The organism is Pelagimonas sp. (genome assembly GCF_058892305.1).
The window spans coordinates 85,611-101,479 of the sequence record NZ_JBZXVN010000042.1; the positions used below are offsets into that span (position 1 = coordinate 85,611).

Annotated in this window: 14 protein-coding genes; 3 read left to right on the top strand and 11 right to left on the bottom strand. The window is 56.0% G+C overall.

From position 1 onward, the window contains the following. Positions 1-605: 605 nt before the first annotated feature. Positions 606-2,270, bottom strand: coding sequence for a peptidoglycan-binding domain-containing protein (locus AC5EFR_RS17045; RefSeq protein ID WP_493576964.1), 1,665 nt, complete (start codon positions 2,268-2,270; stop codon positions 606-608). Between the two features lie 55 nt (positions 2,271-2,325). Beyond that, complete coding sequence (locus AC5EFR_RS17050; protein ID WP_493576965.1) at positions 2,326-3,498, bottom strand: phenylacetate--CoA ligase family protein; 1,173 nt, start codon at positions 3,496-3,498, stop codon at positions 2,326-2,328. Positions 3,499-3,599: 101 nt separating this feature from the next. Here AC5EFR_RS17050 and AC5EFR_RS17055 point away from each other — a divergent pair, with 101 nt between their 5' ends. Then, complete coding sequence (locus AC5EFR_RS17055) at positions 3,600-4,418, top strand: hypothetical protein (protein ID WP_493576966.1); 819 nt, start codon at positions 3,600-3,602, stop codon at positions 4,416-4,418. 47 nt (positions 4,419-4,465) lie between these two features. Here AC5EFR_RS17055 and AC5EFR_RS17060 read toward each other — a convergent pair whose 3' ends face one another. From AC5EFR_RS17060 to AC5EFR_RS17095, 8 genes are all read right to left on the bottom strand, one after another. Beyond that, positions 4,466-5,290 (bottom strand): ABC transporter ATP-binding protein, encoded by an 825-nt coding sequence (locus AC5EFR_RS17060; RefSeq protein WP_493576967.1) that lies wholly within the window; start codon positions 5,288-5,290, stop codon positions 4,466-4,468. A 73-nt stretch (positions 5,291-5,363) separates the two neighbouring features. Beyond that, entirely contained in the window at positions 5,364-6,656 is a 1,293-nt protein-coding gene (locus AC5EFR_RS17065) for an ABC transporter substrate-binding protein (RefSeq protein WP_493576968.1), read from the bottom strand. A gap of 72 nt (positions 6,657-6,728) precedes the next feature. Then, positions 6,729-7,805 (bottom strand): branched-chain amino acid ABC transporter permease, encoded by a 1,077-nt coding sequence (locus AC5EFR_RS17070; protein WP_493576969.1) that lies wholly within the window; start codon positions 7,803-7,805, stop codon positions 6,729-6,731. Beyond that, the gene (locus AC5EFR_RS17075) at positions 7,805-8,044 is read right to left on the bottom strand and encodes a hypothetical protein (protein WP_493576970.1); all 240 of its coding nucleotides are present in this window, start codon (positions 8,042-8,044) and stop codon (positions 7,805-7,807) included. The genes AC5EFR_RS17070 and AC5EFR_RS17075 overlap by 1 nt, the downstream gene beginning before the upstream one ends. 109 nt (positions 8,045-8,153) lie before the next feature. Beyond that, on the bottom strand, positions 8,154-9,107 hold the full coding sequence (locus tag AC5EFR_RS17080) for a branched-chain amino acid ABC transporter permease (RefSeq protein WP_493576971.1): 954 nt from the start codon (positions 9,105-9,107) through the stop codon (positions 8,154-8,156). Positions 9,108-9,112: 5 nt separating this feature from the next. Further along, a complete protein-coding gene (locus AC5EFR_RS17085) occupies positions 9,113-9,652 on the bottom strand; it encodes a hypothetical protein (RefSeq protein ID WP_493576972.1) in 540 nt (179 codons plus the stop codon). Next, a complete protein-coding gene (locus AC5EFR_RS17090; protein WP_493576973.1) occupies positions 9,652-10,464 on the bottom strand; it encodes an ABC transporter ATP-binding protein in 813 nt (270 codons plus the stop codon). Before AC5EFR_RS17090 ends, AC5EFR_RS17085 begins: the two co-directional genes overlap by 1 nt. Positions 10,465-10,543: 79 nt before the next feature. Then, positions 10,544-12,505, bottom strand: a complete 1,962-nt coding sequence (locus AC5EFR_RS17095; RefSeq protein ID WP_493577016.1) for an AMP-binding protein — start codon at positions 12,503-12,505, stop codon at positions 10,544-10,546. 323 nt (positions 12,506-12,828) lie between these two features. Between AC5EFR_RS17095 and AC5EFR_RS17100 the strand changes: the two genes are divergently transcribed. Together AC5EFR_RS17100 and AC5EFR_RS17105 are read left to right on the top strand one after the other, a co-directional pair. Next, positions 12,829-14,715, top strand: a complete 1,887-nt coding sequence (locus AC5EFR_RS17100; protein ID WP_493576974.1) for a hybrid sensor histidine kinase/response regulator — start codon at positions 12,829-12,831, stop codon at positions 14,713-14,715. Then, positions 14,712-15,410, top strand: coding sequence for a response regulator transcription factor (locus AC5EFR_RS17105; RefSeq protein WP_493576975.1), 699 nt, complete (start codon positions 14,712-14,714; stop codon positions 15,408-15,410). The genes AC5EFR_RS17100 and AC5EFR_RS17105 overlap by 4 nt, the downstream gene beginning before the upstream one ends. Here the strand turns inward: AC5EFR_RS17105 and AC5EFR_RS17110 are convergent. Continuing rightward, positions 15,407-15,595 (bottom strand): hypothetical protein, encoded by a 189-nt coding sequence (locus AC5EFR_RS17110; protein WP_493576976.1) that lies wholly within the window; start codon positions 15,593-15,595, stop codon positions 15,407-15,409. The genes AC5EFR_RS17105 and AC5EFR_RS17110 overlap by 4 nt on opposite strands. Positions 15,596-15,869 lie beyond the last annotated feature (274 nt).

Genomic DNA, 15,869 nt, shown 5'->3' on the forward strand with positions numbered 1-15,869 from the left:
GAAAAAAGAAAACCTCGCGGAGCGCATCTTGTACGGGGGGCAAAATGAATTGGCTGCCGTAGGCAACCCCGATGAGGATAGCCAGTGCTCCCAAAATTGGGAGGCGCTTGGGTTTGTTGCGCTTATTGAGGACCATCAGACATACGAAAGTGACCACAAGAGCCAAGCTGATATTCCCAGAGTAACCGACGTTCATTTGAAAATCCCTAAGCCACTGACCGGCCGTTCGAAAAAAGCCTCTGATTCAGGGTAGAATAAGTTGTGAAATCCGCAGGGCAATTGCCTGAACCGGCGACCTGAGCAAACGCGTTTGGGACGACCAGCTTCGAAGGGATGCACAATAAGACAGTCTTAAACAATAATCTTCCCTTCCGTTTTTGAGTGGTGAAAGGATCAAACACAATCGTGTTAGCCATCCAGCGTTGACGTCGATCAGGTTCGTTCGGTCAGACAGTGATCTGAAGCTGTCCGAACACCAGATAGCTCTGTGGCCGTAACTTGGTTGCTCTTGGCTCAGGGCGGCCCCTTGCCACGCGGCAAAGGCCCTTGTTTCAGGCGGGTTGGATCATTTTGGCCATCGGCAACAGTGGTGCTACGGCTTCGCATTACCGCCCGAGCAGCGTTCCGGCCAAAAGCTGAACCACCGTTTGCTCGTCCAGAAATCCTGAAACCCGTAAACTATGCGCCTTTTGGTAACGGCGGATGGCATCGCGGGTGCGTTTGTCAAATTTCCCATCCACTGGGCCGGGGTTCATTTTCAGGTTGGCAAGCCGGGATTCCGCCAGTTTGCGCGCCACGGAATTCAGGCCAAGCGCCTGTTCTTCGGACAACGCCGCCTGACGGTCGCGTTCAAGCTTGGCATTGCGCTGCAGCTCGCTAATCCGGGCCTTGGCCTCGGCGGCAAAGGCACCGCCGGGGCGATCCTTGAGATACCTATTAAGCGCCGCCACCGTGTCAGCCTCGCGTGCATCGTTCCACGCACGTTGATCCGCCGCCGCCGCGCCTCCGCCGCGTTGTTTTTCGATCACCCGCAAAAGCTTGCGCGCCTCGACCGCATGCAGACCATCGGGGTATTTGGTTAGATATTGGCGGATCGAGACTTCGGTGCCTTGATCCATGACCTTGGACCATAGGGCATGGTCGGCCTTGTCTTGCGTGACGCGGCGCTTGATGGCCTCTGCCTCAAGCTCTTCGGCGCGTTTCCCCGCTGCTCCGGCCAAGCGTTCAATTTGCGGGCGGGTGATATAGGTGCTTGGGGCCTCACCCACAGATTCCTGCCAACGGCCAATCGCCTTGCGCGATCCGGGGCCGAAAATCCCGTCGATACCACGCGGATTGAAATCAAGAATGGTCAGGTCCCGCTGAATCTTGCGCCGTTCATCACGGTTCAAACCAAGCGCTTCTTCGGCGCGCCGTTGTTTGTAGAACGGTTCGGTTTCTATCGCCTTGAGCCGTTGTTTCGCCGCCGAGGCAAAGGCCCCCTCGGCAAAGCTATCGAGATAAGCTTGGTAACCCTTGGCATTGTCCAGACGCTGGGCGGTTTCCCAAGCGGCGACATCGGCATCCGGGTCAACCTTGGGTTTGGGCGGGGCGACGGGGGCTACGACCTCGGTCTCGCGCAGCAAGACAAGATCGCGCGGAATATAGCCGGAAACATCAAGCCCGTAATCATTGGCCGCCGTCAGGATCGGCGTATCGGCGTTGGTTAGCTCTTTGGAGGCAAAGCTGACAATATCAGAGGCAGACCCACGAAGGGCCGTCACACCAGATGGCAGGTCAAGTCGCCCTGCCCCCTGCGTCAGGTAGGAGCCCAGATCAATATCCACTGGTGTCTCGCCAATCACCAAAAACCCACGTCCCGGATATCGGCTAAGAACCGTCAGCGCCGCGTCAATTGGAAAGGCCCGTGTCAAAACCTGAGCCGGTGTCGCGCTATCTTGGTCACCAACCGGCAGCAAATACGCCCCGCCAGCCCCATGCACAATCGCCCCGGCCAGCAGTATCACCACCGGGCTATCGGTTTCATCGAGCTCTTTCAGAAAATCGGCAAACCCGATCCGCATCTCGTCAGATGACGCATCCTGCAACTCGGTGACATCAAGGCCCTTGTTGCGAAGTGCCTCGGCGGCGACGTCCATACGGTCCGCGCCAAAGAGGGTTTGAATGGTGTCATATTGGCTATTGCCAATCACCAGCGCGTCGCCAGCGGCCTGTGCCACACTGGTCGTCGTCAATAAAGCAGTTAAAAATGGAATAAAGGAATTACGCATAACAGTCCTCCTGCCCCAAGCCTAACGGTGGTCAGACATGGGGCAAGACAGAATGTTAGTCGTAGGAGCGCGCATCCTCGATCACCAGCCCATCGCGCGGCAATCCGCCGATTTCAACCAGTTCGACGCGGCCTTTGAGCTTCAAAAGCTCGGCCACCGACGTTTCAAACGCCGCGACATCATCACCGGCGGTTTCGATTCGCACGGTCATGACGTCCATTTCCCCCTCGCGAGAGGCAACGACGCGGGCGCGCGCGATGTCATCATGTTTGGCAACAAGCTGGGCGACCTGTTCGGGACGCACAAACATGCCCTTGATCTTGGTGGTCTGATCGGCGCGCCCCATCCAGCCCTTGATGCGCATATTGGTGCGGCCACAGGGGCTTGGCCCATCCATAACAGCGCTTAAATCACCGGTGGCAAAGCGGATCAGCGGGTAATCCGGGTTGAGCGTGGTGACAACCACTTCTCCCACCTCACCGGGGGCAACAGGGTCACCGGTGCCGGGGGTGACGATTTCGACGATGACGTTTTCATCGACGATCATCCCCTCCATCGCAGGGCTTTCATAAGCAATATTGCCGAGATCGGCGGTGGCATAACACTGCAAACAGTCGATGCCGCGATCGGCATAATACTGTCGCAGTGATGGGAAGAGAGCGCCACCGCCAACGGCTGCGCGGGTGATTTTAAGCTCAAGACCAAGCTCGTCCGCCTTCTCAAGAATAATCTTGAGATAGTCCGGCGTGCCAGCATAAGCCGTAACACCCACATCATGGGCGGCGCGGGCCTGCAGTTCGGTTTGCCCGATTCCCGCTGGCAACACAGCGGCCCCCACCGCGCGCGCGCCGCTTTCAAAAATCATGCCCGCAGGCGTGAGATGATAGCCAAAACAGTTTTGGACGATATCGCCCTGACCGATGCCACAAGCATGCAGGAACCGCCCCATCCGCCACCAATCGTGGCTTACCCCGCCGGGTTCATAGATCGGGCCGGGGCTTTGGAACACATGCGCAAGGTTGGAGACCGGCAGGCCCCCAAAGGGGGATTGTTCCTTTTGGCGCGCCACCAGATCGGATTTGCGCAACACCGGTAGCCCGGCCAGATCGGCAAGGCTGTTGACCGGATCCATCCCGTTGCGGGCCAATTGAGCGTTCAGACCTTCCAGCTGGTCGGCGTCACGCGCGTCCTGGCTGCGGGTTTCAAAAGCGTCGAAATAGGTGCTCATGCCACCCTCCGTCTGTCACTTTGATGAGAATTGTAAAGAAAAGGTCTTGCTAACGTCTGTCGTTTAACGTGCCGCAACTGCGCAGCGAGAAAGACCTGAGCATGACCCAAGAATTTGCCAACCGATTGCGGTTTCATGACGAGCTGCAAACCCTCGAAGCGGATTTTTCCGACTTCCATTTTTGCAGCAGCGCCGTCACCAATCGGTTCTACGATTTTATCGAAGATAGCATTGCCGCATCCGGGCACCGCTTTTGGTTTTTTCTGGTCAACCTGCATGGATTGCAGATCGACCAAGTCGCCTGGCCCGCCTATGCCTCGCGGGGCAAGGCGTTGAACTTGGCGCACAGTATGGGAACGGTGCGCTTTGATGCGTCGTCCGAGACCGCGGCACGCATCGCCGATGCCGCCCAAACCGATCACTTTGATCCCAACCTGTTTAGTTGTCGGAACCAAGCCATCGCGCGTCTGAAAAAGCTTCCGTCGCGCCGGGGCGGCGGGTCGGGGAACCTGTCGAACTACACCTCTGATGAGTTGGCCGAACGACTTAGTTTCAGCCCCGAAACCTCGATCATGGAGGCGAATTTTGCAAATTTCACCTTCTACCACTCGCGGGACGTCAACGACTTTTACGATCATATCGAAGCCCGGATTGGCGATAGCGGTCAGGACAAGTGGTTCTTCCTGATCAACTACGAGAATTGCACCATCGAACCCGGTGCATGGGTGCGTTTTGCCCATCGGGGCAAGCTGTTGAACAATGCCCATTCGCGTGGCTCGGTGCGCTACGCCCCCGGAAGCGAGACCGAAGCCGACATTCGCATGCGCGCCGAAAGTCAGGACTTTCGCCCTAACATTCGCAACTCTCGGGACGAAGCCCTTGCGCGCATAGCTGAACTGAGAGCGTCGGAACACGCTTGATCTCCCTTTGGGTTTCTTGGTCAGTTGAGTGGCAAATGCAGGTGGCGTTATGCCAACCACCGCTTGCGACGGCGGTACGACCGCACATCACGGAAGCTTTTACGCCCGTCATCGGACACACCGAGATAGAATTCTTTGACGTCCGGATTTTCGCGCAGATCAGCGGCCAGCCCATCCATCACCACGCGGCCATTTTCCAGAATATAACCGTAGTGGGCGTATTTCAGGGCCACATTGGTGTTCTGTTCGGCAAGGAGAAAGGACACGCCTTCGTTTTCGTTTACCGATTTCACGATCTCAAAAATCTGTTCCACAAGCTGTGGCGCAAGACCCATCGACGGTTCATCAAGCAAAACAGTGTCTGGTCGTGACATCAGCGCGCGGCCAATGGCAACCATCTGTTGTTCCCCACCCGAGGTATAGCCAGCCTGCGAGCGGCGACGTTCCTTGAGACGTGGGAAATAGTCATAGACCATCTGCAAATCGGCGTCGATTTCGCCCTTGCTGGCCTTGCGGGTATAGGCCCCGGTCAAAAGGTTTTCTTCGACGGTCAGGTGTTCAAAACAGTGACGGCCTTCCATCACCTGAATAACACCGCGTTTCACCAACTGCGCTGGGTCCAGATCTTGAACACCTTCTCCTTTGTAGACGATCGAGCCTTTGGTGACTTCGCCACGTTCGGAATGCAACAGGTTCGAAATCGCCTTGAGTGTGGTGGTTTTGCCGGCGCCATTGCCGCCGAGCAGCGCGGTGATACCGCCCTTTTTAACGTTCAGGCTTACGCCCTTGAGAACGAGGATCACATGGTTGTAGATCACCTCGATATTGTTGACCTCAAGAAGGGTCTCGTCGGTCTTTGCGGCGTCTAGCATAGCGGCATCTTCTCTTGCAAAAATCGCGGGTTCCAGCGGCGAACAATGCCGCCGCTGGAGATGAAAAGGCGGATTAGCCTTCGCACTCTTCGTTTACAGCCCAAGGCGCATTGGCTTCGGCATATTCAGCGGCCTTGGCGTTTGCGATATCGACATAAGCGGCGGTGTCAGGTGCCAGGTGATCGGACACTTTGACAAACTTCGCACCGTCCCATTCCAGCATCCAACCACCGGAGTGACCGGTGTGGTTGGCGCAAGATGTGGAGAAGGCAGGAACCATGCCGGACATGCCCAGCTCGGCCAGACGGTCTTCGGTGATGTTGATGTTTTCCAGACCCCAGCGCAGCTGTTCTGCGTTGATTTCGGCTGCGCCATACTTGTCCTGAGCAACCTTGATGCCTTCGGCCAAGATCATCGACATAACCAGACCACGACCGTAGAACACGCCGTTCATCTCGGTTTCGTTGGACTCGGACAGACCGGCGTCTACAACGTGCTTCTTGATGTCGGCCATAACGCCGGATGCGGCATCAGGGAAGGACCAGCTGATTGATTTGTAGCCTTTGCCTTTCTCGCCAACGATTGCCAGATCGGCATCGTGACCAGACCACCAAACGCCAACCATTTTCGACATGTCGAACTTGGTTTTAACAGCTTCGGTGATGGCACCAGCGTTCATCGCGCCCCAGCCCCACATGACGACATAGTCAGGACGCTCGCGGCGGATTTGCAACCACTGAGCCGACTGGTTCTGCATTTCTTTCAGACCAACAGGGATCGGAAGAAGTTCGTAACCCATTGACTCTGCTTTGGCTTCCAGCAGCGGAAGAGGCTCTTTTCCATAAGGGTGGTCAAGGTGCAGGAAGGCAACTTTCTTACCCTTCAGGTCGCCCTGAGATTGCAGATACTGCAGGATCATGTCCGCACCATCCCAATAACCCGATGGCATGTTAAACGCCCACTGGAAGGTTTTGCCGTCCATCATTGGCGAGAAACCATAGCCCGGAGCCAGGATGGGGATCATGTCAACGTTGGTTTTTGGCAGAACCTGCAAGGTGATACCGGTCGACCACGGCTGTGTTACAATCGCTTTGCCTTTGGTTTTCTCGTAGCACTCAACGCCTTTTTCAGTGGAATAGCCGGTTTCGCATTCCTCAAAGTCGATCGCTACGCCACCGACGCCGCCATCACGGGCGTTCAGCATCGCCATATAGTCTTTCTGGCCGTTCATCAGTGGAATACCAGTCGCCGCAAAAGGGCCGGTCCGATAGCTGAGGTTCGGCGTATAGAGGCCCTCGGCCATCGCCGCTCCGGCTACAACGGATGCCACTACGGCGGCCGCTGCCATTTTTGCAAAAGTCTTCATCTTGTCTCCTCCCATGGATTTTTGATGTCGAATATTGAAATTATTCAGGTGGTTCGGGTGGGCACGCCCCGCTTAGTGCGGGAAGGGCCAGATAATGAGTTTTTCGCGGATCAGGCGCCAGAGTTGGGCCAAGCCATGTGGCTCAACGATCAAGAAGAAGATGATCAAGCTGCCGATACACATGATATTGAGGTGCTCAACCGTGGCCGAACTAATCGGAATGCCCAAGGCGGCAGGCAGCAGGTTGAGAACAACCGGAAGGCCAACAATCAGGATCGCGCCAAGGAAGTTGCCCATGACCGAACCAAGCCCACCGATGATCGCGATGAACAGCACCCGGAAGCTTAGCGGGATGTCGAACAGGTTCGGCTCAGCCGCACCGCGCCACATAAAGACGAACAGAGCACCAGCCACACCAACGATATAGGACGACACTGCAAAGGCGGTCAGTTTTGATTTCATCAGGTTGATGCCGATCAATTCCGCCGCGATGTCCATATCGCGTGTCGCTTTCCATGTCCGGCCAAGGTTGCCACGGGTCAGGTTGATACAGACCATGGTCAGCAGGCTGACGATGAACAACACCACAAAATATTGCATAACCGAGCTTGCCTGAGGACCGGCGATATAAACACCGAACATTTTCAGGTTAGGCACCTGGATCGCGCCCGAGGCGTTGTAGTTATAAAGCCAAGCCCATTTTTCAAACAGCCAGACCAAGAAGAACTGGGCCGCCAAGGTGGCAATCGCGAGGTAAAACCCTTTGATCCGCAAGGATGGGATACCAAAGGCAACGCCAACACCGGCACTAAAAACGCCCGAGAACAAGATCGCGACGATCGGGTTCATCCACGGCATCAAGGTGACCATCTTGTAGCAGGCATAGGCCCCAACGCCCATAAACGCCGCCGTTCCAAGCGATAGCTGCCCCGCGAAACCGGTCAAGATATTCAACCCAAGCGCAGCGAGCGAATAGATCAGGATCGGGATTAGGATGGTTTGAAAGGTAAATTCGCTTGCCGTCAGTGGAAAGATCACCACCGCGAAGAGCAGGATAACCCCCAACAAAAAAGCGTCTTGTTTGATCGGGAACAGCGCCTGATCGGATTTGTAGCTGGTCTTGAACTGGCCAGCGGTACGGTAAAGCATCAGACCATCTCCTCATTGGTGATGCGCACGCGGTTGGCGGGTTTGGCGTATCCGATTGCCTCGGAATGACGCACCAGCCAGAGCCATGCCCAAAGTCCAACCGCCGCCCCGCCTGCTGCGAGCAGGACCGCGATGGTGGTTTGGTTCGGGTTTTCGGTGCCTGCGCTTAGCGCGAGGTATCCAAAAGACCAGAAGCCGGACCATGCCACGACGTTCAGGATTGCAATCAGTTTAGCCATGTTTTCCACGTCCAATTCTAGTGTCTTGTGTCTCAGTCTTTGGGACGGGTGGGGCGCTCCTCCACGCCCCGCCCGATTTTGGATCTTGTGCAGCGCGCCCCGCGCTGCGCTAGACCCGTTCGATAATCTTTTCACCAAAGAGACCTTGGGGGCGGAACAAGAGCACAAAGAGCGCGAGGACAAAGGCAAACCATGTTTCGGTATTGCCGCCCAACAACGGTTGGCCCCAATAAATCTCAAACAGTTTTTCAAGGATACCGATCATCAAGCCGCCGATAATGGCACCTGTGATCGATTCCAAACCACCAAGCATCAGAACCGGCAGAGCTTTGTAAGCGATGACCTCTAGGGCAAAGCTCACCCCGGCCCGTGCACCCCAGGCGATGCCCGTGACCAGCGCAATGATACCGGCGATGAACCAGACCAAAACCCAAACGGTTTGCAGCGAGATGCCAACCGAAAGCGCGGCTTGGTGATCGTCACCCAAGGCCCGGATCGCCCGGCCCATTTGCGTGTAGTTCAAGAAGGCCAACAAGGCCGCAACAAGCGCCGTTGCCACAACAACAACCGTGATATCAAGGTGTTGTAGGATCAAAAGGCCGCCCCAAGGTTCCAGAACCGTGTCGCCGGTCGGGATGCCCAACTCTTCGGAGATCATCACCTTGTTTTCACCACCAAAGATGATCTCGCCGCCACCAATAAGGAATAGCGTGATACCAATTGTGGCCATAAACAGGATGATATCGGGCTGCCCAACAAGCGGGCGAAGAACAATACGCTCAATGCTCACCGCAAGAACGAACATAACGCCCAGCGTCAGAACAACCGAGATCCAAGCCGGTATGCCCATCGCATGTAGACCGACAAGCGTCAGAGCGGCGAACACCACCATGATGCCTTGGGCAAAGTTAAAGATACGGCTTGAGCGAAAGATCAGAACAAAGCCGAGCGCGATCAGAGCGTAGAGAATGCCGGAAACCAGCCCTTCCCATAGCACCTGAAGCAAGAAGTCCGGTGCCGCAATCATGTCGGCAAACGGTGCGATAAAGATGTCGTTCAGCATAGTTTTCACTGCCCCTCGCGGCTCAAGAGCGCCTGCGTGCCCGTGTTGACTTCGGCCAAAACCAGATCACCCACCTTGTCGGGAAACCGGTATGTGGCACCTCGGACCGGCAGACCATCTTTGTGTGTTTCGAACACGATATTCTCCGGCTGCGCCCCGTCATTTTCTGTCGGAACCGTTTGATAAACCTCGAAACCCGCAGCACGAAATCCGTCATTCAGCGCGTGTCTGAGCGCAGTGCCATCTTGCGATGAGAGCTGCCTCCAAGCCACTGCACAACTGTCATTGACAGGCCCTCTCCGGCGCCGGGTTGGCGTTCCTTGCTTCATACGCTTGTGTCTGACTTCAAACGAGGCCCCCTGCTCCGAGATCCGCCGCCATTCAGTGTCAGCCTCCGCCGGTTCATCGCTTTGCGGAGAGATATCCTCGCCCACGAATACTGTCCCAATATCCCGCGCAAGCAGGACGTTGACGCAGCGCTCAATGAGATCGCCGGCAATGTCGGGGGACAACTCTCCGCTCACAATTTTGTTGTTATCGACCATCAGTGCGGCACCCCCAGATAAGCGTCGATGACGTCTTGGTTGTTGCGTACCTCATCAGGTGGGCCGTCCCCGATCTTTTTGCCGTAATCCATCACGACAACGCGGTCGGATAGGTCCATGACCACGCCCATGTCATGTTCGATCAGGCAAATCGTGGTGCCAAATTCGTCATTCACATCAAGAATAAAGCGGCTCATGTCCTCTTTCTCCTCAACGTTCATCCCGGCCATCGGCTCATCCAACAAAAGGATCGACGGTTCCGCCGCCAAGGCCCGTGCCAGCTCAACCCGTTTCTTCAACCCATAGGGCAAACGGCCAACTGGCGTTTTGCGGATGTTCTGGATTTCAAGGAAGTCGATGACCTTTTCAACCACTTCACGGTTGGCGATTTCTTCGTCACGGGCTTTGCCATACCACAAAGCCTGCGCGCCGATCCCAGCATTCATATGCGTCAAACGACCGGTCATGACGTTGTCGAGAACGGTCATGCCTTCGAACAAGGCAATGTTCTGGAACGTCCGGGCAACCCCCATGCGGGCGATCTCAAACGGCTTCATTGCCGGGCGTTTTTCGCCTTTGTACCAAAGTTCGCCAATGGTCGGGGTGTAGAACCCCGAAATGATGTTGAGCATCGACGATTTGCCAGCGCCGTTCGGACCGATGATCGCGCGAATTTCACCTTCGTGGATGTCGAACGAAATATCGCTGATCGCGGTCACACCACCGAACTTCAAGGTGATGTTCTTCAGCTCCATCAACTGACCGCCAATCTGGCGACCATCGGCTGTGACGTATCCTTCAGTCTCTGTCATGCCTGTGTCTTCTTTCTAAAGTCGCGGGGGCTGCGGGATGGTGGGCGGGGCGATGTGCATCGCACAAGCGTCGTCCCCATCATTCCGCCGCCATCTTGGCGGCCACTGCCTGCACCTTGGTGTCACGGATCTGCAATGTTGCAGTGATCTTCCCTTTGCGGCCGTCCTCATAAGTGACTTCCGTTTCGGTATAAATCTCGTCTGACCCATCATAGAGCGCCGTCACCAGATCATCGAATTTCTCGCCAACGATCTTGCGACGCACCTTGCGGGTCCGGGTCATTTCACCGTCGTCCGCATCAAGCTCTTTGTGCAAAATCAAGAAGCGGTGGATTTGACATCCGGCCAGCATTTCGTCCTGAGCAATCGAGATATTGGTTTCCTCGATATGGCTCTGGATCGTGTCCAAAACCTCAGGATGCCCGGCAAGCTCTTGATAAGACGCATAAGCGATGTTGTTGCGTTCCGCCCAGTTGCCCACCGCCGTCAGGTCGATGTTCACAAAAGCTGTGCAACGATCACGCCCGGCACCAAACACCACAACCTCAAGAATGTTGGGATAGAACTTCAGCTTGTTCTCAACATATTTGGGCGCGAACATGCCGCCATCCGACATTTTACCAACGTCTTTGATCCGGTCGATAATCCGCAAATGCCCGCTGCTTTTCTCAAAGAAACCCGCATCCCCGGTGGCAACCCAACCTTCGGCGTCCTTGGTGTCGGCCGTCGATTCTGGGTTGTTGTAATACTCAACAAATGTGCCTGGTGACCGGTAAAACACTTCACCGCTATCTTCGATCCGGATTTCGACACCGGGGCTAGGAACACCAACGGTATCCGAGCGCACTTCGCCATCTGGCTGCTGTGTGATGAAAACCGTTGCTTCGGTTTGGCCGTAGAGCTGCTTGAGGTTGATACCAAGCGACCGGTAAAAATCGAACAACTCCGGCCCGATCGCTTCACCCGCCGTATAGCCAACCCGCACATTGGAAAAGCCCAGCGCGTTTTTCAGCGGCCCATAGACCATGAACTCGCCGACCGCGTATTTCAAACGGTCCATCATCCCAACCGGCTTACCTTCAAGAAGGTCTGGCCCGACTTTGCGGGCGTGCGCCATGTAGTGATGGAACATCTTCTTCTTGAAGTTGCCCGCATCTTCCATACGGATCATGATTTGGGTCAGCTGACCCTCAAAAACCGCTGGCGGTGCAAAGTAATAAGACGGTGCAATTTCACGCAGGTCCGTCTTCATCGTCTCGGCACTTTCCGGACAGTTCACACAGAAACCCGCCCAATAGGCCTGCCCCAAAGAAAAGATAAAATCGCCAACCCAAGCCATTGGTAGGTAAGCAAGAATTTCTTCTTTTTCTGTCAGCCCATCGAACTCAGAACTCGCCTTGGCGGATTCGATGATATTGCGGTTTGACAGAACAACCCCCTTGGGCTTGCCCGTCGTCCCCGACGTATACAGCATGACACAAGTGCTGTCATAGGTCAGCTCACCCATGCGGATTTTGAGGTCTTCGATGAACTCATCATAGGCCGCACGACCCTGATCCTGCACATGGCTGAACTCATGCAACCGCCGGTGGTCATATTTCCGCATGCCGCGCGGATCGACATAAAGCATATGCTCGAACTGATGCAGATGCTCTTGGATGTCGATGACCTTGTCGACCTGCTCTTGATCCGCCGCGATGACAAACCGTGCGCCGCAATGCGACAACACATATTCCATCTCTTCCGCCACTGCATCGGCATACAAAGGCACCGGAACCGCGCCAACCATCTGCGCCGCGACCATTGACCAATACAGATAGGGACGGTTGCGGCCAATAATCGCCACATGATCCCCTCTGTTCACCCCAAGGTTCAAAAGACCAAGCGCCAGCGCTTCAATCTCTTTGGATGCCTCTTTCCAGGTCCAGCTCTGCCAGATCCCGTATTCCTTCTCGCGATAAGCGGGACGGTCGCCGAATGTCTCAGCGTTTCGTTGCAATAATGCAGGTACCGAGCACAGACCATCTGCGCCCTCAGCCAACTTAGCCACGTTGTGTCCTCCCTAATGCCGGCTCCTCAACCGACACCAATCAGCGGCCCCCATGTGGGACCAGATCGCTTATGCGATTCTGCCGCCTATTTGGTCAGGCTCCAAACTGTCGGTCAACTTTTTCCTGAACATTTCCTGAATCTTACGAATTGTAACAGCGCAAGTTTTCCGCTTGGCCCCACCCTTTGTCGCGCGTTACCCTAGCCTCAACAACCAAAGGACAGCCTTCTCAATCCAGCCCCTTATCAGAAGCAACATACGTTGCGGGATGGCGGGTGGGGCGACGTCCGCAGGACAAGCGACCCGACATCCCTATGATCAATCAAGCGCTCACCCAGGCCGGTCTAAACCTTATTCAACAAGCTCTGTCGATCTATGACAGCGACCTACGCCTTGCGGTGTGCAACGCGCCTTTTGTGGAAATGTTCAACCTGCCCGACCGCCTCACCACCCCAGGAGCAAGCTTTGAAGACACCATTCGCCATCTCGTCTCACGAGGAGAGTATGGAGAAGTCGATGACCCCGAAACCTTTATCAAAGATCGGGTTGAAACCGCTATGGCCTTTCAATCCCATTACGTCGAACGCACCCGCGCCAATGGCCGCATCGTCAGCATCGAAGGTGCCCCCCTCCCCCAAGGTGGCTGGGTCACCGTCTACACCGACATCACCGAAACCCGTGCCCAAGAACAATTGCTGCGCACTCATTCCGAACAACTCTCCGAAGAAGTCCTAAAACGCTCCGAAGAACTATCGGCCACCAACCGCGCCCTCGCCGCCACCAACAAGGCATTGATGGAAGCCCGGCGCGAGTTAACCGAAATGGAAGCGCGCACCCGCCTCACCACTGAAATGATGCCGGCCCATATCGCCCGTGTCGATGAAAATGGCCGCTATACCTTTTCCAACAAACGCCTTCATCTTGTCATGCCCGGTCGCCCAACCAAAATTTTGGGCACCCATATCCGCGACGCTTTGGGGGATCAGGCCTATGCCAAGGTCCTGCCCTTTCTCGACGCGGCGATGAAGGGCCAACAAAACACCTTTGAATTCACCCACGAGGCCTCATCCCGGCGCATTCGCGTGGTTTTCACCCCCGATCCGCTGGAACCGGGCGTCTATATCCTGTCCCAAGACGTGACCGAAGAAACCCAAACCCGCGCCGCGCTCCAACAAACCCGGCGTCGTGAAATGGCCGCGCAACTGACCAGCGGTCTGGCGCATGATTTCTCAAACTTGCTCACCATCATCCTTGGCATGCAATCCAAGCTTGAGCGGATGTATCTGGGGAGCAATGCCGAACCCTTGATCGCCGCCACTCTTCAAGCGGCCCGGCGTGGGGGGCGGTTGCTTAATCGCATCGCCGACATCACCGCCCATCGCCGCTGGCAACCCGAAGCGCTTTTGATCGGTCCTTTTCTCAAGGAACTTCAAACTCTTGCCACCCCGTCCCTGCCCTCGGCGATTTCGCTACAAGTGGTGGACGAAACCCAAAACCGCCTCATGGTTGATCATGGTCTTCTGCAAGACGCACTCTTAAACCTGATCCTCAACGCCCGCGATGCCTGTGGTCAGGCCGGGACCATTCGGGTGACAGCAACCGAGTTCAAAAAGACCTGGCTGCAAATCAGTGTCACAGACACAGGCACCGGTTTTTCCGACGACGCGCTGGCCCATGCGCTTGATCCGTTCTTCACCACCAAAGGCGGCGAAGGCTCCGGACTTGGGCTCGCGATGGTCTATGACATGACCAAACTCGCCGGGGGTGACATGCGCCTGTCTAACACCGAAACCGGGGCCGAAATCCGCCTGCGCCTGCCACTGCGCCCCGCGATCGACCTGCCCAAGGCCGGTCTTGTTCTGCTTGTCGAAGACAGCCCCGATATTCGCGCATCCGTGCGCGAAATGCTAACCGACCTGGAATTCAACGTGGTCGAAGCCGCCTCGGTCGCCGAAGCGCGCGCCTTGGCCGAAGGTCTGCCTGACATTGCGCTGATCCTGTCGGATATTTCTCTCGAAGGCGAAGACCCCGGTTTCACACTGGCCGACCATCTGCCAAACCTACCGCTGCGGCTCATGACCTCATTGCCGCAAGATCACCCTTTGCACGAAAAGGCCCGCACCCGTGCCCCGGTGTTGGCCAAACCGTTTGACGCCACCAATCTGGCCCGATTTCTTGGCTTTGGAAAGGAAGAGACATGAGTGCGCTTGTCACCATTTTGGACGATGAACCCGCCATTCGCGACATGCTGTCCGAAGCTTTGACAGAAGCCGGGTTTCGCACCCTGACCTTTGCCCGTGCCACCGAATTCGAAGCCGCCTTGCGGCGCACAACGCCTGATGTCTGTTTGGTTGATCTTGGATTGCCGGATCGCGATGGGCTCTCGGTGGTGCATCGGCTGGCGTTGGAACAGGGCGCGATTATCATTATCATTTCCGGCCGCGCTCAGGTTCAGGACAAGATCACCGGCCTCGAACTTGGGGCTGATGACTATATCATCAAACCCTTTGATCCGGCAGAAGTTGTCGCCCGCATTCGCGCCCGTATGCGCGGCCCCAAAGCCGCGGCGGCCCAAGGGGACACCGCCACGTTCAACGGTTGGACCGCGCATTTTGATCGCTATACTTTGGTCGATAGTGACGGGGATGAAACCCCGTTTAGTCATGCCGAAGGCGAAGTGTTGCGGCTCTTCCTTGAAAGCCCCAAACGCCTTATTTCTCGCGCGCATATGCAGGAAACCTTGGGAGGTGCAGCGGGCGAAAGCTTTGATCGCGCCATGGATGTCCGCATCTCGCGCCTACGCACCAAGCTTAAAGAAGATCCCAAAAACCCACGTCTGATCAAAACCATCTACGGGGCTGGATATATCTTTTTGGGGGATGTGGAATGGGGTTAGGGCGATAGTGTCGCATAGGCCTCAGTCAGGCCTAGCACCGTTTTCACATGTGGAAGAGCAGTGACCGCGACGATCCCCACCAAAGCCCCAATCCCTAACCGAACAGGAGCCGCACCAAGTTTCGGCCCGGCCAAGCCAAGCACCCCACACACGCAGGCATAAAAGACCAATGAGACCGGATCCATGCTGTTCTCCTTTCCGACTAGGATAGCATAAATCCACGAACTTTGTCGCAGGCCCAAAATATTTTCGCAATGACTGGGATGTTTGTTGGGATGCCGCGTCAGGCAGCTTTCTCAGCGGGCGTCCCAACGCGGCCGAAGGAGCTGGGAACGCACAACGCTTGGAACCACACAAGGCGTGCAAAACCATCTGCACCACAAAGACATTCGGCGAATCTCACACCTAAACGCATCGCCCGTCGGGATGGTGGGTGGGGTGTCGTGCATCGCACGCACG

What these genes read in the sequence shown, in the direction of transcription:
- AC5EFR_RS17070 (WP_493576969.1), bottom strand. Translation starts at nt 7,805, where the DNA reads ATGCTTTACCGTACCGCTGGCCAGTTCAAGACCAGCTACAAATCCGAT.
- AC5EFR_RS17105 (WP_493576975.1), top strand. Translation starts at nt 14,712, where the DNA reads ATGAGTGCGCTTGTCACCATTTTGGACGATGAACCCGCCATTCGCGAC.
- AC5EFR_RS17065 (WP_493576968.1), bottom strand. Translation starts at nt 6,656, where the DNA reads ATGAAGACTTTTGCAAAAATGGCAGCGGCCGCCGTAGTGGCATCCGTT.
- AC5EFR_RS17085 (WP_493576972.1), bottom strand. Translation starts at nt 9,652, where the DNA reads ATGGTCGATAACAACAAAATTGTGAGCGGAGAGTTGTCCCCCGACATT.
- AC5EFR_RS17110 (WP_493576976.1), bottom strand. Translation starts at nt 15,595, where the DNA reads ATGGATCCGGTCTCATTGGTCTTTTATGCCTGCGTGTGTGGGGTGCTT.
- AC5EFR_RS17060 (WP_493576967.1), bottom strand. Translation starts at nt 5,290, where the DNA reads ATGCTAGACGCCGCAAAGACCGACGAGACCCTTCTTGAGGTCAACAAT.
- AC5EFR_RS17050 (WP_493576965.1), bottom strand. Translation starts at nt 3,498, where the DNA reads ATGAGCACCTATTTCGACGCTTTTGAAACCCGCAGCCAGGACGCGCGT.
- AC5EFR_RS17100 (WP_493576974.1), top strand. Translation starts at nt 12,829, where the DNA reads ATGATCAATCAAGCGCTCACCCAGGCCGGTCTAAACCTTATTCAACAA.
- AC5EFR_RS17055 (WP_493576966.1), top strand. Translation starts at nt 3,600, where the DNA reads ATGACCCAAGAATTTGCCAACCGATTGCGGTTTCATGACGAGCTGCAA.
- AC5EFR_RS17045 (WP_493576964.1), bottom strand. Translation starts at nt 2,270, where the DNA reads ATGCGTAATTCCTTTATTCCATTTTTAACTGCTTTATTGACGACGACC.
- AC5EFR_RS17080 (WP_493576971.1), bottom strand. Translation starts at nt 9,107, where the DNA reads ATGCTGAACGACATCTTTATCGCACCGTTTGCCGACATGATTGCGGCA.
- AC5EFR_RS17090 (WP_493576973.1), bottom strand. Translation starts at nt 10,464, where the DNA reads ATGACAGAGACTGAAGGATACGTCACAGCCGATGGTCGCCAGATTGGC.
- AC5EFR_RS17075 (WP_493576970.1), bottom strand. Translation starts at nt 8,044, where the DNA reads ATGGCTAAACTGATTGCAATCCTGAACGTCGTGGCATGGTCCGGCTTC.